Genomic DNA, 18,437 nt, shown 5'->3' with positions numbered 1-18,437 from the left:
CTGCTTGACCGGAGATTCCGTCTTCTGGCGAGCTCGCAGGAGAAATTCGTCGGCATGGCGAGTGTAACGGAACGGTCCCTTCGTCAGCCTGGGCAGTTGCCGTTGGTGCCCGTCGGCGAACGGAATGACCACCCCGTCCGGAGCGAGTCCGTCGGAGCCGTCGAGGGGATAGGTGGCGAAGCTCGGTTTAGTCTGTTCGCCGTCGGTGATCACCGGAGAACCGGTCTGCTCGAACAGGGCGATAGTGTCGGCCAGCGCACGATCCTGGTGCTCGGCGAGGGTATCCTGGCTGATCCTTCCGGCAGCGAATTCGTCCAGCGCGCTGAGCAGATGCCCGGGGCGCGGGATGCTGCCGATCGGCTCAGTCGGGATGGCCATCGTTTCTCCTCTGGAGCAGAGGCGGATTCTGCCGCATTGGGAACTCAGTCGATCTTCCCGGACGCGAATTCACGAACGGATATTCGGCGCTTCTGGGACCGTGTTTTTGTGGCGCTCGTGACACCCCAGCACGGCCGTTGAAAATTATTCCAGCTTTAGACATGGCTACGTCAACAGGAATCACCCGTACGGCGGCCACAGTGCGGATGAGATCCGCCAGCAGTCGGAATGACAGAATCTGCGCGGCGAGGGAGATCGGCCGCGCGACTTTCGCCCCTGGCCGGAGTCTGTAATCGCCGTTGCTCGGATCAACGGAGGAAGGACGTGCTGCGTCCGCGTCGCGCAGGAACCCAGTCCCCCCAGGGGGCCCGACAACCAGCTTCCTCGATCCGATCGCGCGGTACAGACTGTTGCGTTCTCGATCGGTTGGAGCTTCCAGCGCCCGGCCGGCGCCCCTGCGTGGCCGGCATGGTGACGACTTCCCGGGTGCCCCGGTCGCTCTGGCGAGTCACTCCAGCGCTGGTGGTGGTCGCTTCCCTGGCGGGTTTCTTCCAGGCGTTCGCGATGCCCCGCCCGGCTCCCGGCCGCACGGGATGCAGCTGGCGGAGATATTCGTCGATGCAGCGGGCTTGCTCGTCGCGGGAGGCGCGGCGCTCGCGCACGGCTCGACCAGACGGCCGATTTCCTCGCCGTGCCGGGGAATCCGCGCGAGGCGGAGGATTGCCGTGGTGGCCACGGCGGCGTTGACCATCGACGTCAGCAAGACCTCGACACTCGGGTTCGTCGTCCCCGGGATGCGGGCCGAGTGCGATATCGGCGCTTCGACGGCGTCGCTGCCCGCGGTGAGCGGCCTCGCTGGCGGTGCGGTGTTGTTCAGTTTCTCTGCCGGAGAATCACTTTCTCACGACGGAAAGGTCCTGCTTGCCGATCGTGGCGAACGGGGTGTGGGTGGCGGGGTCGAGGATCTCATCGATGTGCTGCTGCACCAGCTCTGGCGTGAGGTCCTTGCTCGCAACCATGGCTGAGCTGGACATCCGTCACGCCGCCTGCGAAGTCGAGCATCAACAGCAGCCTCGCCTCAGCCAGCGACTCGAACCCGTGCATCCGTCCTGTGCTGACCAGATACTCAAGCCCCGGGCGACGCCGTGAACACCGATACCGCGGGAACCGCCGCACCGGTTCCCGCGCGGCTGTCTGGACCTCGGCAAGATCCCGAACCGGGACCGACACCTCGCCGCCGCCCAGCCGGACCACCGTCGCGGACACTCCTCCAACCGCAACTGGCACGGCCGTCGACGAACGAGGACGCGCTCCACGCCAGGTCGACCCAGCTGCACGCATGCGACCACACCGGCACCTGCTCGACCACCACCGCGACATCCAAGTGCACCACGCTGAAGCCGGCAGACACGACGCGCCGCCAGCGATGCCAGCTATCGCCTGTCGTCACAACTACCTGCGGTTGCAGTGACGGACCGCGATATCTGTCACTTGACCAAGGTAACTGTCATCGCTGGACTGACGGGTCCGTTGTCGACGCACTGCTCCAGGTGGCTTCGGTAGCGAGTGAACACGTTCAGCAAGTCGAGAGCGCGCCTGTCGCCGGGAAGCTGGTGTCAGCCAAACCCTGGTCCGCCCAGTTCAACAGGTGTACGCGCCTGCGCGCCGCATCACCGAACACGCTCGCTTGCTATCCCTCCCGGCCGCGATGATGTCGCCATGGACGGGGAGACGGATCCGAGGCGCAGGTTCATTGGATCGCAGAGTCGATGGCAGCGCCGCGCGGGGACATGGTGGTGGGCAACTCTGGTAGTCGTGGTGCCAGTCGTCGCGGCCACGTCGACCGCGGTCATGACCCTTCTTGCGCTCGTAGAAGTCGGCAGCAATGCCGACCGGATCGAGGTGATCAAGACAGGTCTCGCCATGGGCGCCGGTACCGGCGGCGTGGTCGCGTCGGTACTCAACGGCCGGCGCGCCGAAAGGGTCGAACACGCACTCGAACAGGCACGCCTTGTGGTCTCGGCCATCGAGTACCCGACCTTCTCCGAAGAACTCAGCTTCAAGAACCAACTTGGAATGGATCTCGCCGCTCTTCGGGCCGTTGACTGGCGGAGAGACCTATTCCAGGGGTGCGCGTCCTCCGCTGAGACGGTGCCCCGTGATCAGCACCTGATCGACGGGCGGTGAGAGATGCCGTTCGAATGGGCACCTTCTGTACAGCCGAAGAAGATCGCCAGCATCGATCCTGCTCTGACCGCTCTACCGACCGAGCACAGGGTGAGGTGTCCGGACAGCATCGCCCTCGCCCCGGTCTCCGACCATCATCCGCCGCAAGCTTGCTGGGCGAAGGTCGGTCCAGTGCGCGTCTACGTATTTTTCGCAGGCTGCCCGAGATTCCTCGCCGTAGACGACCGTCCACCCGGCCGGCACTGCGATCGACGAAGGCCACAGGGAATACTGCTCCTCGCCATTGATCAGGACCAGGTATGTTTGCTCGTCGTTCTCAAAGGGATTCATGCTCCCTCGTCCTTTCCGGTCATTGGCTGTCGTGCGCGCCGCAGTTCGGCGTCGACCACGGGGCCGATCTCCGCAAGAGCTGGAGGAGTCATCAGGTGAAGGTGTTCGAAGTCAACAACGTGGAAACGCACGTCGCCGTGGACATGGCGCCGCCAATCCTCCGCGGACACGCCTGCCTCCATCAGGGTCCGGCTCGACGCTACGACCAGGACATCACCGTCGAAGACTTCGGGGACCGGTTCCCGGGCGAGTTCGAGATTGTTCGCCATGACTGTTGCCAACCGGCCGACCTGTTCGACGTCGAGTTCGGCCAGAGGGGCGGCCCTGCCGCGCAATGTGGCAGCGAACTGTTCGTGGACGAGCATTTCGGGCCGGATGTCGTCGGCGGCGAGCCCCATCATCCCAAGGATGTCGGCATAGACCGCCGCCTGCCGCCCCGGCCCGGCGGGTGGATCGTCGATCGCACCCGGTACCGAGTCGATGATCGTCAAGGACGACACGCTCACGCCGCGGTGTTGCAGAGCGGTGGCCACGGCGTGGGCCACCTTGCCGCCGAACGACCAGCCCAGCAGGTGACAAGCCTCGCCAGGACGAGTGCGCACGATTCGGTCCGCGTAGTCACGAGCCATGGCGGCCAACCGCGACGGCAGGGACGCTCCTTCAACGATCCCCTCCGCCTGCAGGCCGTAAATCGGCACTTCACGGTCTACATGCGACAGCAGGCCTGCGTACGGCCAGCTGAGCCCGCCTCCGGGATGGATGCAGAAGAGGGGCGACGCCGACCCGCCGGTGCGGAATCCGAGCACCTGGCCGAGCGAATCTTCGCCGTAGTTCTTACCCCACCGATCGGCTATCCCCTCCACGGTGGGCGTTTCGAACAGCGCCCGGACAGGGAGGTCGATGCCAAGCCGACGGCGGACCCGGACACTGAGCTTCGCCGCGAGCAGGGAGTGTCCGCCCCGCTCGAAGAAGTTGTCGGTCGGGGAAACGTCGTGGGTGCCCAGCACCTCGGCGAAGATCTTGCACAGAACGGTCTCCCGCTCGCTGCGCGGCGCGCGTCCGGAAGCCTTGAGCGTGTACTGCGGCGCAGGCAGCGCGCGACGGTCGATCTTGCCGCTGGGCGTGAGCGGAAGCGAGTCGATCACCACGAAGGCCGACGGGATCATGTAGTCGGGCAGTTTCTCCTTCAATGCTGCACGCAGAACTGCCTCGTCGAGCCGACAGCCTGGCCGCGGAACCAGATAGACGGCGAGCCGGCTGTCGCCCGGCAGATGTTCGTGTGCTTGGACTACCGCCGCCTCCACATCAGGACGCGCGGCCATGACCGACTCGATCTCGGCCGGTTCGATCCGGTGGCCGCGAATCTTGACCTGGTCGTCGGTACGGCCGAGGAACTCCAGTTGCCTGTTCAGGTTCCAACGGACCAGATCGCCGGTGCGATACATCCGCCCGCCCGACGCGCCGAAGGGGTTGGCGACAAACCGGGCCGCAGTCAGCCCAGGCCGGTTGACATAGCCACGCGCGAGCCCTGCGCCTGCAATGTAGAGCTCGCCCGGGGTCGTATCGGGCACGGGGTTGAGCCATTCGTCGAGCACGTATACTTGTGTGTTGGCGATGGGGCGACCGATGGGTACGTCCATCGTGGACAAGCCGGCGATGCCCGCGCTGCCGGACCAGGCGGTCGCGACGTGGGTTTCGCTCGGACCATAGTGATTGTGAACCTTCAGCTCATTGTTGCGCGCCACGGCGTGCTTAAGCGAGGGCGTGCAGACCAGGCGCTCACCGGCCTGGATTACATCAGTCAGCGGCGCGAGGTCGTCTTTGGCTCCCGGAAGCGCCTCCAGCAATGTGTGGAGCGCGACACTGGGAAGGTGCAACTCGCCCACCGAGTTACGCGTCAGCCAGCTGTGCAGGGCCAGCGGGTCGTATCGGACCTCCTGCGGGCAGAGTACGAGTGTCCTGCCCGTCACCAGTGCGGACCAGACCTCCTGGATCGACACGTCGAAACTCGTCGCGGCGAACTGCGCAACGCGGGAACCGACGCTCACCGGTGACGTGGAGCCGCACCAGCTGACCAGGTTGGCCAAAGCGCCGTAAGACATCACAACACCCTTTGGCCGCCCGGTGGAGCCGGAGGTGTAGACGAGGTAGGCCGCGTGATCGAGGTGTTTGCGCGCGGGAAGCTCGTGCTCCGTGACGTCGGGATCTGGCAGCTCCGTCGGCAAATCTACGAGCGACGACTCGTCGAGCACCAGGGTTGCCCTCGTCCGCCTGGCGAACGCGCCGGTGTGGTCTCGCCCGGTCAGCAGGACGGCCGGACCCGCGTCGTCGAGCAGGAAACCAATGCGATCCGCCGGATAGGCGGGGTCGAGCGGGAGGTAGGCCGCTCCGGCCTTGGCGATGGCGAGTATCGCGATCACGAGCTCACGCGTGCGGCCCAGGTGCACCGCGACAGTGGTCTCCGGGCCCACACCACGCTCAAGGAGTAGCCGCGCGACACGGTTGGCTGCGCTATTGAGCTGCTGATAGGTGACCGGTCTGCCACCGTCTTCGACCGCGTAGGCAGTCGGGGTCCGGTGTGCCCACCGCTCGAAGTCCACGACCGGTGATTCGTCCACCGGGCTGGTCTGGGTCTCGTTGCGCTTGGCGAGTAGTTCGACCCGCTCGGCTGGGCCGAGCAGGTCGAACTCCGGTATCCGCGCCTGCGGGTCGGCCAGGACCTCGGTGAGCACGACTTGCCACCGTCGCATGATGGCCTCGACCGTGCGTGCGTCGAACAGGTCGGTGCGATGCTGGACCATGATGTCGAGTCCTGCTTCATTGTCGCGTTCGGACACGCTGAAGAAGAGGTCGAAGACCGAGTTGCCGGTGGAGGTTTCGCCGACCTCGACTTCGAGGCCTGGGAGTGTGAACCGTTCGACAGGACTGTTCTGCAGGAACAGCGCCACTTGGAACAGCGGATGACGCGCCGCGGAGCGCGAGGGGTTGATTTTCTCAACGAGATGCTCGAACGGGACATCCTGCTGTTCGTAGGCAGCGAGGCTGGTTTCACGCACTTGATCGAGCAGGTCGGCGAAGCGCGGGGCGCCGGCTGTGTTGGTCCGGATGACCAGGGTGTTCACGAAGAACCCCACCAGCCCTTCGAGGGCTTCCTCGGTGCGGCCGGCGATTCCGGTGCCGAGTGCGATGTCCGTGCCCGCACCCATCCGGGTCATGAGCACTGCCATTGCGGCCTGCAACACCATGAACGTACTGGCTCCGGCCGCGCGAGCCATGGCTGCGATCCGTCGGTGCACTTGTGCCGGCACTTCGAACCACTGTGTTTCACCGGCATGGGACATCACTGCCGTCCGGGGTCGGTCCGTGGGGAAACTGACGACCTCGGGCAGCCCTGCCAGCTGCTGCGTCCAGTACGAAGTCTGGCGGGAGATCAGGCTCCCGGGGTCCTCCGCGTCACCGAGCAGCCGACGCTGCCACAACGTGTAGTCCGCATAGGTCACCGGAAGTGGTAGCCACGACGGTGGCTTTCGCTCGACGCGGGCGGTGTACGCGCTGAGGAGGTCACGCGCCAACGGCGCCATCGACCAGCCGTCGCCTGCGATGTGATGAATCAAGATCAGCAGTGTGTGCTGTCCGGGGCCGGTTTCGAAGAGCCAGGCCCGGAACGGGTTCTCTTGTGACAGGTCGAACTCGTGCCGGGCCGCAGCTTGAAGGAGCGACTCGAGTTGTTCGGGTTCGGCCGTGACGTACCCGAAGCTCGATCCGGGGTCGATCCGGTCCAGGATCTCTTGTTCGGGAGTGCCATCGGGCGCGGGGAAGATGGTCCGCAACGGCTCGTGACGTTCGGTGAGATCCGACAATGCCGCGATGAGGGCACCGGTGTCCAGTGTTCCGTTGATCCGGAAGGCGAACGGCATGTTGTACGTCGGCGACTGCCCTTCGAGCCTGCTCGCGAACCAGATGCGCTGCTGGGCATGGGACAGAGGGAGATGCTCGGGCCGTTCGAGCCGGGCCAGCAGAGGCCGGCCCTCGGCGGTCGCATCGTCGAGGCGCTGGGCGAGCTCGGCCACGGTCGGTGTCTCGAACAATGCCCGTACCGGGAGATCGACGCGCAAAGCGCTCCGGATTCTGCTTGCCAGCCGCGTTGCCAGCAGCGAATGACCGCCCAGGTCGAAGAAGCTGTCGTCGATGGTCACGCGATCGACCCCGAGAACCTCAGCGAACAGTACGCAGAGTGCTGTTTCGCGGCCGTCGCGTGGGTCACGTCCGGCACTCGCGATCGCGTAGTTCGGCGCGGGGAGGGCCCGGCGGTCAATCTTGCCGTTGGCGGTCACCGGGATCTCGTCGAGCAGCATCAATGCAGCGGGAACCAGGTAGTCCGGTAGACGCTCAGCGAGCATGGTGCGCAGGGTCTGGACGAGTTGCCCGCCGGTCCGGGTGGTTGCTGGTGAGTTGACCGGGTTACGGCGAGCCGCGCCGGGGACCCAGGTGCCGGTGAGCGGGCCGGTCGCCTCGGCCGGGTCGGGAAAGACGAGGGCGTCAAAATGCTCGGCGTCGTTTCCCGACCAGGTCGTGATGACTCTTCGACCAGTTGTTTCGGCCCATTCGTGGACCTCCTCGGGATCGAGGGCTGCCGCTTCGGGCAGGGCGTCCCGCTGGACGTCGTCCAGGGTAGAAGATGCCGGAGCTGTTTCCCACGACTTGAGGGCGGCATGTTCTCCGGCGACGCGGGCGTTGCGGATCCCCTGAATCCGGACGGCGCCGTCGTGTGAGCGGGCGAGCATCTCGAGGTCTTCTTGCCTCCACCGGACTACCGGAAGGTCGCGTACGGAGCAGGCCGGCACCGGCACCTTGTGGATGACGGCCTCGTAGCGGTGCCGCGACATCTCGTTGTGGCTGCGTGCGCGCTTGAGCCGGATGTCGAGGCCCGCGACACGGGGATGGGCGTCCGCCCACGCCGCGAAGAAGTCCGGGTCCACGACCAGTTCCTTCTCCATCTTGACGGCGTAGTCGACCGCTGCGCGCAGGCGTGCGACGTCGGCGTCCGGTCCCAGCCTGAGCGTTTGGACGGCCGAGTGGAACGCGCGCAGGGAGGCCTTGCCGCGAATGTCGCCCAAGAAAATCCGGCCACCCGGTGCCAGCGCCTCGAGCGCCCCGTCAAGGACACGAGCGAGGTATTCGCCCGACGGGAAATACTGGACCACGGAGTTGATCACTACCGTGTCGAAGTGGCTGGTCGGCAGCCCGGAGAAGTCGTCGGCGTCGCGGTTCAAGAAGTGGACACGAGACGTCCCTTCCGCCTGCGCGATCTGCTTCGCGAGCCGCGCGACGACGGGCTGGGAGAAGTCCGTCGCCCAGTATTCGTCCACTGCGGGCAGCAAGTGGCTGAGGAGGAGGCCGGTGCCGACACCGATCTCGAGCAGCGTGTGCGGGTCCAGAGCGCGGACGCGGTCCACCGTGGCGGCGCGCCATTCACGCATCGCATCGAGTGGGATCGGTTCTCCGGTGTAGGAGCTGTTCCACCCGGAGAAGTCCTCCCCGAGACCCGCGTGTTCGTCCCTGGCGTAGATGGAGTCGTAGATCTCACCCCATTCCGAGACGTGGTCGTCCGTCGCGATGGCGTCACCGGAGCCGCGGTCTCCTTCCGGGACGATGTAGGCGACGAGCCGTTTGTCGCCCGGAGTGTGTTCGTGGACCTGCGCGATGGCTGCCCGGACCCCGGGATGGGCACGCAGCAGCGTTTCCACCTCGCCTGGTTCGATGCGGTGACCGCGAATCTTGACCTGGTCGTCAGTGCGGCCGAGGAACTCAAGCTGCCGATCGGCGTTCCACCGGACCGAGTCACCTGTGCGATACATCCGCTCGCCGGGGCGACCGAACGGATTGGCGACGAACCGGGCCGCGGTCAGCGCCGACCGGTTGAGGTAACCGCGCGCGAGCCCGGCACCGGCGATGTACAGCTCGCCTGGCGTCAGTGCCGGAACCGGGTTGAGCCGGTCGTCGAGCACATACGCCTGGGTGTTGGCCAAGGGGCGTCCGATCGGTAGGTCTACCGAGGGATCGAGGCCGCCGCCGATCGGGAAGTAGGTGGCGAACGCGGTGGTCTCGGTGGGCCCGTAGACGTCAACGACACGGAGGTCCGGGGCGACAGCGCGAATCTTCGCGACCGCACTTGGCGGGAGGACATCACCGCCAGACCAGATTTCGGTGAGACCACGGAGGCGTTCCGGGAACTCGGCCGCGATCAGGGTGAACAAGACCGACGTCATGAAGACGGCGGTGACTCCGCTCCGGTCGATGCATGAGCTGAGCGTGTCCGGATCTTCGCTGCCAGGTGGGGCCAGCACGACCGTTCCGCCGCCTGCCAGCGGAACCCAGATCTCGTAGGTGGATCCGTCGAAGGCGTGGGGCGAGTGCGCGAGGACCCGGCTGTGCCCGGTGGTCCAGGCGGGGTCCTGCACGAAATGGGCGACGTCGAGCTGGGTGGTCGCGATGCCCTTGGGCCGCCCCGTCGAACCGGACGTGTACATGACATACGCGAGCTGCTCCGGCTGTACGTGCGGCCGCGTAATCGGACCGGCGGCGGTCGGGTCCGCCAGGTCGATGGAGTCCAGAGTCGTCACGACGCCGGCGGGAGCCAGCCTGGTGAACCTCTCGGTCGTGCCGGGCGACGCGACGATGACCGCCGGCGTGGCGTCCGCGATCAGGTAGCCGATGCGCTCGTCGGGGTATGCGCTGTCGACGGGCAGGTAAGCGCCACCGGCCTTCAGCACGCCGATCAGGGTCGCGACGAGGCCTGCCGACCTCGGCAGCGCGATGGCGACCAGCTCTTCGGGGCGGAGGCCGAGGTTGCGCAGCCAGGCGGCGACGCGGTCGGACCAGCTGTCGAGTTGTGCGTAGGTCCAGTCGATGTCTCCGTCGGTCAACGCGACCTGGCCGGGCTTGGCGCGGACCTGTTCGGAGAACAGCTCAGGCAGGCTCACGTCGCGGCAGGGATAGTGGTCACCGGAGGAGCCGGCCGGGAAGTTGTCGCGTTCGGAGGCGGTGAGGACCGGCAGCGCGCTGAGCTTCGTCTCCGGGGCGACGACGATCGTTTCGAGGATCCGCTGCCATCGGCCGAAGACTGTCGCCACCGTTGCTGGGTCGTAGAGCTCGGTCGCGTAGTCGATGGTGCAGGTCATGCCGTTCGGCCGGCCGTCCGGGGCATGGGTCTCGACGAGGTCGAGGTGCATGTCGAATTGGGAGCGGCCGGTCGGCGGCGTGTCGAAGCGCACGTCAAGGCCGGGCAGGTCGAACGTCGCTTCCTGGTTGTTCTGCACCGCCAGGATGACCTGGAACAGCGGATGGTGCGCGGGCGATCGTTCCGGATTGAGCCGCTCCACGAGGTACTCGAATGGGACGTCCTGATGCTCGTACGCCGAGAGGCAGACCTCGCGGACGCGAGCCAGTAGCTCCGCGAGCGTTGGGTCGCCGGTCAGGTCCGTGCGGATCACCAACGTGTTCACGAAGAATCCGACGAGCCCGTCGAGCGCCTGATCCAGCCTGCCCGCGATCGGCGTGCCGACGGCTATGTCGGTGCCGGCTCCCAGGCGGGTCAGCAGCGCGGCCAGTGCGGTCTGCACGACCATGAAGAGTGTGGAGCCCGACTGCCGGGCGAATTTCACGAGGCGCTCGTGTAGCTCGGCGGTGAGAGCGAAACGGGCCGATGCTCCATCGTAGGAGGCCACCGTCGGCCGTGGCCGGTCCGTCGGGAACGTCACGACATCGGGTAGGCCGGCTAGCTGCCGGGCCCAGTGACCGACCTGCCTTGCCAGCAGGCTGTCGGTCGATGCGGTGTCCCCGAGCAGGTCCCGTTGCCACAGTGTGTAGTCCGCGTACTGGACCGGGAGGGGTTCCCACGCCGGTGCGCGCCCGGAGCGCCGTGCCCGGTAGGCGGTGACCAGATCTCTGGCCAACGGCGCCATCGACCAGCCGTCGCCGGAGATGTGGTGGATCAGGATGAGCAGGAGGTGTTCGTCCTCACCGAGTTCGAACAGCCATCCGCGGAGAGGGATCTCGTGCCTCAGGTCGAATTCGTACCGGACTGCCGACCGCACCAGGTGGTCGAGCCGCGCCGGTACGGCACGGACGCGGCGTAGCTCCGGCAACGCTTCCGCCGCCGGAACGACGACCTGCTCTGCGGCTCCGTCCAGATCGGGGAACGTCGTACGCAGCGACTCATGCCGACCTGCGACGTCGGCGAGGGCGGCCTCCAGCGCTGAGGTGTCGAGTGGTCCGGTCAACCGGAACGACAGCGGCATGTTGTAGGTTGCCGAAGGCCCTTGCAGGCGATCCTGGAACCACAGCCGTTGCTGGGCGAATGAGAGTGGTATGCGGTCGGGACGGGGTTGTGGCTCGAGACGGCGACGGTCCGGTTCCGGGGAGTGCAGCCGGGAGATGATGCCGGCCACCGTGGGTGTTTCGAACAGCGTGCGGATGGGCAGTTCGGCAGTGAGGACGGCGCGGATCCGGCTGACGAGCTTCGTCGCGAGCAGCGAGTGGCCGCCCAGGTCGAAGAAGTTGTCGTCGATGGACACCCGTGCAGTGCCGAGCACCTCGGCGAACAGACCGCACAGGAGGTCCTCGCGTTCGTTGCGTGGCGCTCGGCCGGACTCGCCGGCCGAGTAGTCCGGCGCAGGCAGAGCCCGCCGGTCGAGCTTGCCGTTGGCCGTCACCGGAACTGTGCCGAGTTCGACGAGCGCGGACGGCACCAGGTGTTCCGGCAGCCCTGACCGCAAAGCCTGCCGCAGTGCGGCGGGGTTCGTCGTGCCGGGCCGCCGCGGTACCACGTAGCCCACGAGCCGGCGATCGCCGGGGGTGTCCTCACGGGTCACCACCACGGCCGCCGCCACCGACTCCTCTGCCCGCAAGGCTGCCTCGACCTCGCCCAGTTCGACCCGATGTCCGCGGATCTTTACCTGGTCATCCCGTCGGCCGACGAATTCGAGCTGTTCGCTGCCGGTCCACCGAACCAGGTCCCCCGTGCGATACATTCGCGATCCCGCTGGGCCGTACGGGTCGGCCACGAAGCGGCCGGCCGTCAGCGCGCCGCGTCCCAGATAGCCGCGCGCCAATCCGGCTCCGGCCAGGTACAGTTCGCCGGCCACCCCGTCGGGCACCGGCCGCAGCCGATCGTCGAGTACGTGAACCGCTGTGTTCGCAATCGGGCGGCCGATCGGGACGGGGCCGGTGGATGCCGCGTCACCGGGGTTGATCCGGTACTCGACGCAGCCGACCGTGAACTCGGTGGGCCCGTACTCGTTGACGACCGAGGAGGTGCTGTGGCTGGCCCGCCATGGCCCCAGAGCCTCCCAGGTCAGCTGCTCTCCGCCGATGACGAGGTCCGCGGCGCCGGAAAACCCGTCAGCGGCAGCCGGCAGCAGTTCCAGGTGAGTCGGTGTGGCTTTCAGGAAACTGCCCTCGGGCAGGTCGCGTAGCCCGTCCGGCAGGGTCTCGTCCTGGGCGACGACCGATAGTGCGCCACCTTGCACGAGGGTGCCCAGAAGGGTGGTGATTGTCAGGTCGAACGAGATCGACGAGTGCAGTACCGGGTGGCCGGAGAGCCCCGGATGCCGGCGACGGCACCAGGCCAGGTAGTTGCTGAGCCCGCGGTGGGTGACGATCACCGCTTTGGGGCGGCCGGTCGAACCCGAGGTGTAGATCGCGTATGCGGCGTTGTCCAGGTGTGGACGGTCCGAGGGTTCGGGATCTGTGGCCGGGCAGGCGGCGATCTCGGCGCTGATAGCGGGCGAGTCGATGGCGGTGTAGCCCGCCAGCGCGCCGGTCTGGAGTTCGGCTGAGGTGATGGCTAGGGCCGGGGCGGAATCGGCGGTCAGGTAGGCGATGCGCTCGGCCGGGTAGCTTGGGTCGACCGGAAGGAACGTGGCTCCGGCCCGGAGGATCCCGACGACTGTGGCGATGAAAGCCGCGGATCGGGGAAGAGCGACGGCGACGAGGCTGTCCGGTCCGGCGCCGCGGGTGGCGATCCAGGCCGCGATCCGGGCCGACTGCTCCTCGAGCTGCCGGTAGGACCAGGTTTCCTCACTGGAGAGGACCGCCGGGGCGTCGGGCACGGCCCGGGCCTGCCGTCGGAACAGCTCGGGAAAGGAGAGATCGCCGACGGAGGTGGCCGTCTCGTTCCTGGCCGCGATCCGGGCGTGCTCCTGTTCACTCAGGAGTGAGATCTCGCCGAGCGGACGCTGCGGGTCCGTCGTGGCTTGCTCCAGCAGGCTGAGCCAACGGCTGAAGACAGTGTCGACCCCGCCAGGTTCGAAAAGCTCCGCCGCGTAGTCGACCGTGCAGCTGAGACCCGTCGGACTTCCGTCGTCGGCGGTGTGCTCGATCACATCGATGTGGATGTCGGCCTGGGACCTGAGCGCGGGCGGCCGGTCCACCGTGACCCGGAGTCCGGGTACGACAAACCGTGGTTCGCGGGTGTTCTGGACCGCCAAGCTGACTTGGAACAGCGGGTGGTGTGCGGCAGATCGGGGTGGATCGACCCGTTCGACGACCTGATCGAAGGGCACGTCCTGGTTTTCGTACCCAGCGAGCGCGGTTTCCCGGACGCGGCTGAGGAGCTCGGCGAAGCCGGGGTTGCCCGACGTGTCCGTGCGGAGCACGAGAGTGTTGACGAAGAACCCGACAAGTCCGTCCAAGGCGTCGTCGGTGCGCCCGGCGATCGGCGTGCCCACCGCCACGTCTGTTCCGGCTCCGAGCTTCGTCAGCAGCGCGGCGAGCCCCGCATTGAGGACCATGAACAGAGTGCTGCTCGTGCGCCGCGCGAGGTCGGTGAGTTGCCGGTGCACCGGCGCCGGGATCGTGAAGCGCGCGGCGCGGCTCGCCGGCGAGGCGGCGCGGGGACGCGGGTAGTCGGTGGGCAGGGTTGTGACATCGGGCAGACCGGCGAGCTGGGCGGCCCAGTAGTCGAGCTGTCGCGCCGCGAGGCTGGCCGGGTCGGAGGAGTTGCCGATCAGAGCGCGGTGCCAGAGGGCGTAGTCGGCGTACTGCGCTTCGGGGGGTGTCCAGCCGGGCTCCTGGTTCGATTGCCGAGCGAGGTAGGCGTTCTGAAGGTCCCGAGCCATCGGTTCCAGCGACCAGCCGTCGGCTGCGATGTGGTGGATCAGCACGAGGAGAACGTGGCTGGTCGGGCCTGTCTCGAATAGGTGGCAGCGCACGGGAAGCTCACGAGACAGGTCGAATACGTGCCGGCCTGCTTCTTCGAGGGCGGCTTCCAGCCCGCTCGCGGTGACCTGCATCCGGCTCATGACCGCGGAGACCTGCGGTGCTTCGAGCACGACCTGCGCGGGGACCCCGTCGGACGCGGTGATGATCGTGCGCAGCGCTTCGTGGCGATCGATGAGGTCGCGAAGTGCCGCGGACAGTGCGTCCGGATCGAGAGTGCCGGACAGCCGGAATACGAACGGGACGTTGTGTGCCGACGCCGGGCCGCCGAGCTGGTCCAGGAACCACATGCGCCGTTGCACCGGAGAAAGCGGCAGTTCATCAGGCCGGGCTGCCCGTTTCAACGCCGCTCGGTCGCGGGGTTTCGCATGCACGAGCTGACGCGCCAGAGCCGCCATTGTGGGTGAGGCGAAGAGATCCCGAACGGTCAATCCGATGCCGAGGGTGGTACGGAGGCGGCTGGTGAACCGGGTGGCGAGCAGCGAGTGACCGCCGCGTTCGAAGAAGTCGTCGTCGACGGAAAGCCGCTCGACCCCGAGCACTTCGGCGCCGAGCAGGCACAGCGTTTCCTCTGTCGCGTTACCGGGTGCGCGGCCCTGGCCGCCGTCGCGGACCTCCGGTGCGGGCAGCGCGAGCCGGTCGACCTTCCCGTTGGGGCTGAGCGGGAAGGCGTCCAGAACGACCACTGCCGAAGGCACCAGGTGGGCCGGGAGCCTCTCGCGAAGCCGATCCCGGAGTTCAGCGGGATCGGCCACTCCCGTTCCCGACGGCACCACGTAGGCTGCGAGGACACGCTCGCCACGATCGTCTTCTTTGGCCACTACAACGGCGCCCGCGACCGTCGGGTCCGCCCGGAGGACTGCTTCGATCTCCCCGGGCTCGATCCGGTGACCATGGATCTTCACTTGATCGTCGACCCGGCCGAGCAGCTCGATCAGGCCGTCGGAGCGGAAGCGGGCGAGGTCGCCGGTGCGGTAGAGCCGCTCCGCCTCGACCGGGCCGTACGACCAGTCGAAGAACCGTTCGCTGGTCAGCGCCGGGGCTCCGACGTAGCCTGCGGCGAGCCCTTTTCCGGCGAGGTGGAGTTCACCGGGCACACCGATAGGACACGGCCGGCCGGCCGTGTCCAGGATGTAGGTCCGCTGGTTGGCCATTGGACGGCCGTACGGGATGCTGTGCCAGCCGGGCAGCGGCCGCCCGGCTTCGAAAAGGGTGGAGTGGATGGAACACTCGGTGGCTCCGCCCATGACGATCACCCGGATCCCGGGTGCCACCGAGTCCAGTCGCTCCGGAAGCGTGGGCAGGACCCAGTCGCCACCGAGCAGGGCGAGCCGCAGACNCCGCAGACCGGTGTGCGGTTGCGGCATAAGCGTGCGCGTGTGCTCAAGATAGATTTCCGCGAGGGGTGGAGCCGAGTTCCACACGGTGACGTGATGGGTGTTGATCAGCTCGTGCCAGTGAGCCGGGTCCTTGAGCCGGTCCGTAACGGGGACCACGACCGCACCGCCGGCGAGCGTGACACCGAGGAACTCGTAGACGGACATGTCGAAACTGGGCGACGAGAGCGCCAGCACGCGGTCTTCGTTTCCGACGGCGAACCGGCTGTTGAGGTCGCGCAGGTTGTTGAGCACACCGCGATGACGCAGCGCGATGCCCTTGGGCCTGCCGGTCGAGCCTGAGGTGTAGATGACGTAGCAGAGATCGCCGGCGTCCGCGCGCCCGGCGGGCCGGCTGCCCGGGCGGCGGCCTATCGCCTCGGCGTCGCGGTCGAGTAGAACGACCCGGCATCCATCCGGCCGGGGCAGCAGGGGCAGCTGCGGGGACTCGGTGATCAGGAACCGGCATCCGGAGTCACGTTGCATGAACTCCAACCGCTCGGCGGGATATCCGGCGTCCAGGGGAACATAGGCAGCTCCGGCTTTCAGCACGCCCAGGACACCGATGAGCAGGTTGGCCCCGCGCTCGACGCAGAGACCGACCCGGGAGCCGCGTTCGACACCTATGTCCTGCAGGTGATGCGCCAGCCGGTTGGCGGCTTTGTCGATCTCGTCCGCGGTCCAGGTGCCGCCGTCATGGATCAGGGCGATACCTCCGGGCGCCGCGTCGACGCGCTGGGCGAATTCGTCGTGCAGGCACCGATCCTCACCGAGTTCCTGTTCGGTTCGGTTCCAGTCGATCAGCATCAGCTGCAGCTCGTCCGCCGTCAGGAGCGGTGCCTGCGAGCGAAGCCTGATCTGAGGATCGGCCACACCGGCGGCCAGGAGGGTCGTGAAGTGTGTCAGCAGGCGGGCGATCGTCGGCAGTTCGAACAGGCCGGCGTCGTAGGTGACCCGGAGCTCGGGTTCCGGTGCGTCAAGCCTGGCCGTGAGCACGACGTCGTGCGTGGCCACCGGCTCGTCCCACGCCGTGTTCCGGAAGACGACAGCAGCCGGATCCGAGCTGCGCTGCCGGATCGGGGTCCCGGCGACCACGCTGATGAACTCGGCGAACGTCGGATCCGCCGGCACCTCGATGGTGAGCACCGAATTCTTGTCGATACCCACGGTCACGGATTCGGTTTCGGAGTAGCGGTTCAATATCGCGGCAAGAGTCGCGAGCAGGACGTGAGCCGCGTCGGTCCGGCATTCCCCAGCGAGCTCGTGCACCCGCCCGAGCAGTTCGGCGTCAATCGCCCGACTCGCGGACCGATGGAATGGTGTCCGCCCCGGCTTCCGGAGGTGGTCGGTCGGCAGGAGGCCGGTGGCGGTCATGCGCATGTCACCCCTGCGCCGGGAACGGGGAAACGCAGGGACAGTTCGGCCACTTCGTCCGCCACGGCGTTCCTGACGCCGGCGGCGAGCCGGTACTCGGTGGTACCGAGCGGTTCGACCGCCGACAGCACTTCGGCGACGAGACGAGCGCATCCCGCCATGTCTGCCGGAGTCAGGCCACGCTGGGCGACGATGTTGGTGCCCAGGCGCAAGCCGCCGGCGATCTGCGGTGGCCTGCTGTCACCCGGGACCCGATTGCGGTTGGCGAGGATTCCGCATTCCTCGAGCGCACGTTCCGCGATGACGCCGGTCAGTCCGGTGCGAGCCAGGTCGAGCACGATCAGATGGGTGTCTGTCCCGTCGGTGAGCAGGTCGAATCCGTGGCCCAGTGCCTTGGCCAGTGCGACGGCGTCGGCCGCGATCTGACGCACGACCTCTTTGAACCCGTCTCCGCACACCAGATCGAGGGCCCGTGCCTTTGCCGCGATGGCGGCGGCGTTCGGGGTCCCTTGCGTCATCGGGAAGACGCCGCGGTCGAGCACCGCCGAAAGCGGGGTCCGGCCGTCCGGTCCGCTGGCCCGGTGGTCGGCGCCGAGCAGGATCAGGCCTCCCCTGGGGCCACCGAGCTGCTTGTAGGTGCTGGTCGTTGTCACGTGCGCGACATCGACTGGGCTGGGCAGCACGCCGGCGGCCACCAATCCCGAAACGTGCGAGATGTCGGCGAGCAGGTACGCGCCGACCTCGTCGGCGATTTCACGGAACCGCACGTAGTCCAGCCGCCGCGGATAGGCACTCGCCCCGGCGACGATCAGGCGTGGCTGGTGCCTCCGTGCGAGCTCGGCGACCTGGTCGTAGTCGATCAGGCCGCCGGCACCGACGCCGTACGTCACGGACCGAAAGAGCTTGCCGGTGACCGACGCCGGCGCGCCGTGTGTGAGGTGACCGCCGGCGTCCAGGGCGAGGCCTAACAAAGTGTCTCCGGGGTCCAGCAAGCTCACGAGTACTGCGAAGTTCGCTGCCGAACCCGAGTGTGGTTGCACGTTCGCATACTGCGCGCGGAACGCGGCCTTCGTTCGTGCGACAGCGAGTTCTTCGACCTGATCGAACCACCTCGCGCCGGCATGGAAGCGGCGTCCCGGGTATCCCTCGGCAGTGCAATGCGACAGCACCGAGCCAGCCGCGGCGAGAACTGAGGGATGAGCGAGGCTCGCGTGGGCCACGAGGGGCAGGACCGCCGATTGGTACCGCGCCTCCTGTTCCAGGAGGCGCGACAGCTGCGGATCGTCTTGCCCCACTGAGGTCGCCCTCAGGCCGCGCTTCAGTGCAGTTGGCGACACGTCGTCATTTCCCCCTTCAAAATTCTCGACGCGCATACTCATGTTCCAAAGTGCGCGCACGAGAAAAGGTTTACCGCGTTTTGTGCCCACAACAATCAGCACGGCCGCAAAAACGCGACCGCGCATATCTTTCGAATCTCGCCTAATTCGACGTCAACGCCATCAGATCGGCAGTCCGGGTTTACGGCAGAATCTCTGTTCCCGCTTCGCCGCGGCCCAACGGCGTCGCACTCTG

Annotated in this window: 5 protein-coding genes and 1 pseudogene; 2 read left to right on the top strand and 4 right to left on the bottom strand. The window is 67.2% G+C overall.

Translation table 11 applies throughout. The features are described from left to right. Positions 1-378, bottom strand: a pseudogene (locus A4R44_RS50565) (5-methyltetrahydropteroyltriglutamate--homocysteine methyltransferase); the annotation flags it as partial. A 593-nt stretch (positions 379-971) separates the two neighbouring features. Between A4R44_RS50565 and A4R44_RS48140 the strand changes: the two are divergent. Both A4R44_RS48140 and A4R44_RS21415 read left to right on the top strand, forming a co-directional pair. Next, positions 972-1,403 (top strand): hypothetical protein, encoded by a 432-nt coding sequence (locus tag A4R44_RS48140; RefSeq protein WP_157904951.1) that lies wholly within the window; start codon positions 972-974, stop codon positions 1,401-1,403. A gap of 790 nt (positions 1,404-2,193) precedes the next feature. Then, positions 2,194-2,565 carry a hypothetical protein gene (locus A4R44_RS21415; RefSeq protein WP_067583477.1) on the top strand — a complete coding sequence of 124 codons (372 nt, stop codon included), beginning with the start codon at positions 2,194-2,196 and terminating at the stop codon, positions 2,563-2,565. A gap of 72 nt (positions 2,566-2,637) precedes the next feature. Here the strand turns inward: A4R44_RS21415 and A4R44_RS45985 are convergent, their stop codons facing one another. From A4R44_RS45985 to glyA, 3 genes are all read right to left on the bottom strand, one after another. Next, the gene (locus tag A4R44_RS45985; protein ID WP_095213499.1) at positions 2,638-2,895 is read right to left on the bottom strand and encodes an MbtH family protein; all 258 of its coding nucleotides are present in this window, start codon (positions 2,893-2,895) and stop codon (positions 2,638-2,640) included. After that, complete coding sequence (locus A4R44_RS21410) at positions 2,892-16,865, bottom strand: non-ribosomal peptide synthetase (protein ID WP_067583474.1); 13,974 nt, start codon at positions 16,863-16,865, stop codon at positions 2,892-2,894. The genes A4R44_RS45985 and A4R44_RS21410 overlap by 4 nt, the downstream gene beginning before the upstream one ends. Beyond that, entirely contained in the window at positions 16,862-18,304 is a 1,443-nt protein-coding gene (glyA, locus tag A4R44_RS21405; RefSeq protein WP_198545386.1) for a serine hydroxymethyltransferase, read from the bottom strand. The genes A4R44_RS21410 and glyA overlap by 4 nt, the downstream gene beginning before the upstream one ends. Between the last annotated feature and the right edge of the window lie 133 nt (positions 18,305-18,437).

The sequence above is a fragment of the Amycolatopsis sp. M39 genome (assembly GCF_001651785.1).
GTDB lineage: Bacteria > Actinomycetota > Actinomycetes > Mycobacteriales > Pseudonocardiaceae > Amycolatopsis > Amycolatopsis rubida.
Note: the sequence above shows the minus strand (reverse complement) of the source record. Positions and strands in the feature narration are given on the sequence as shown.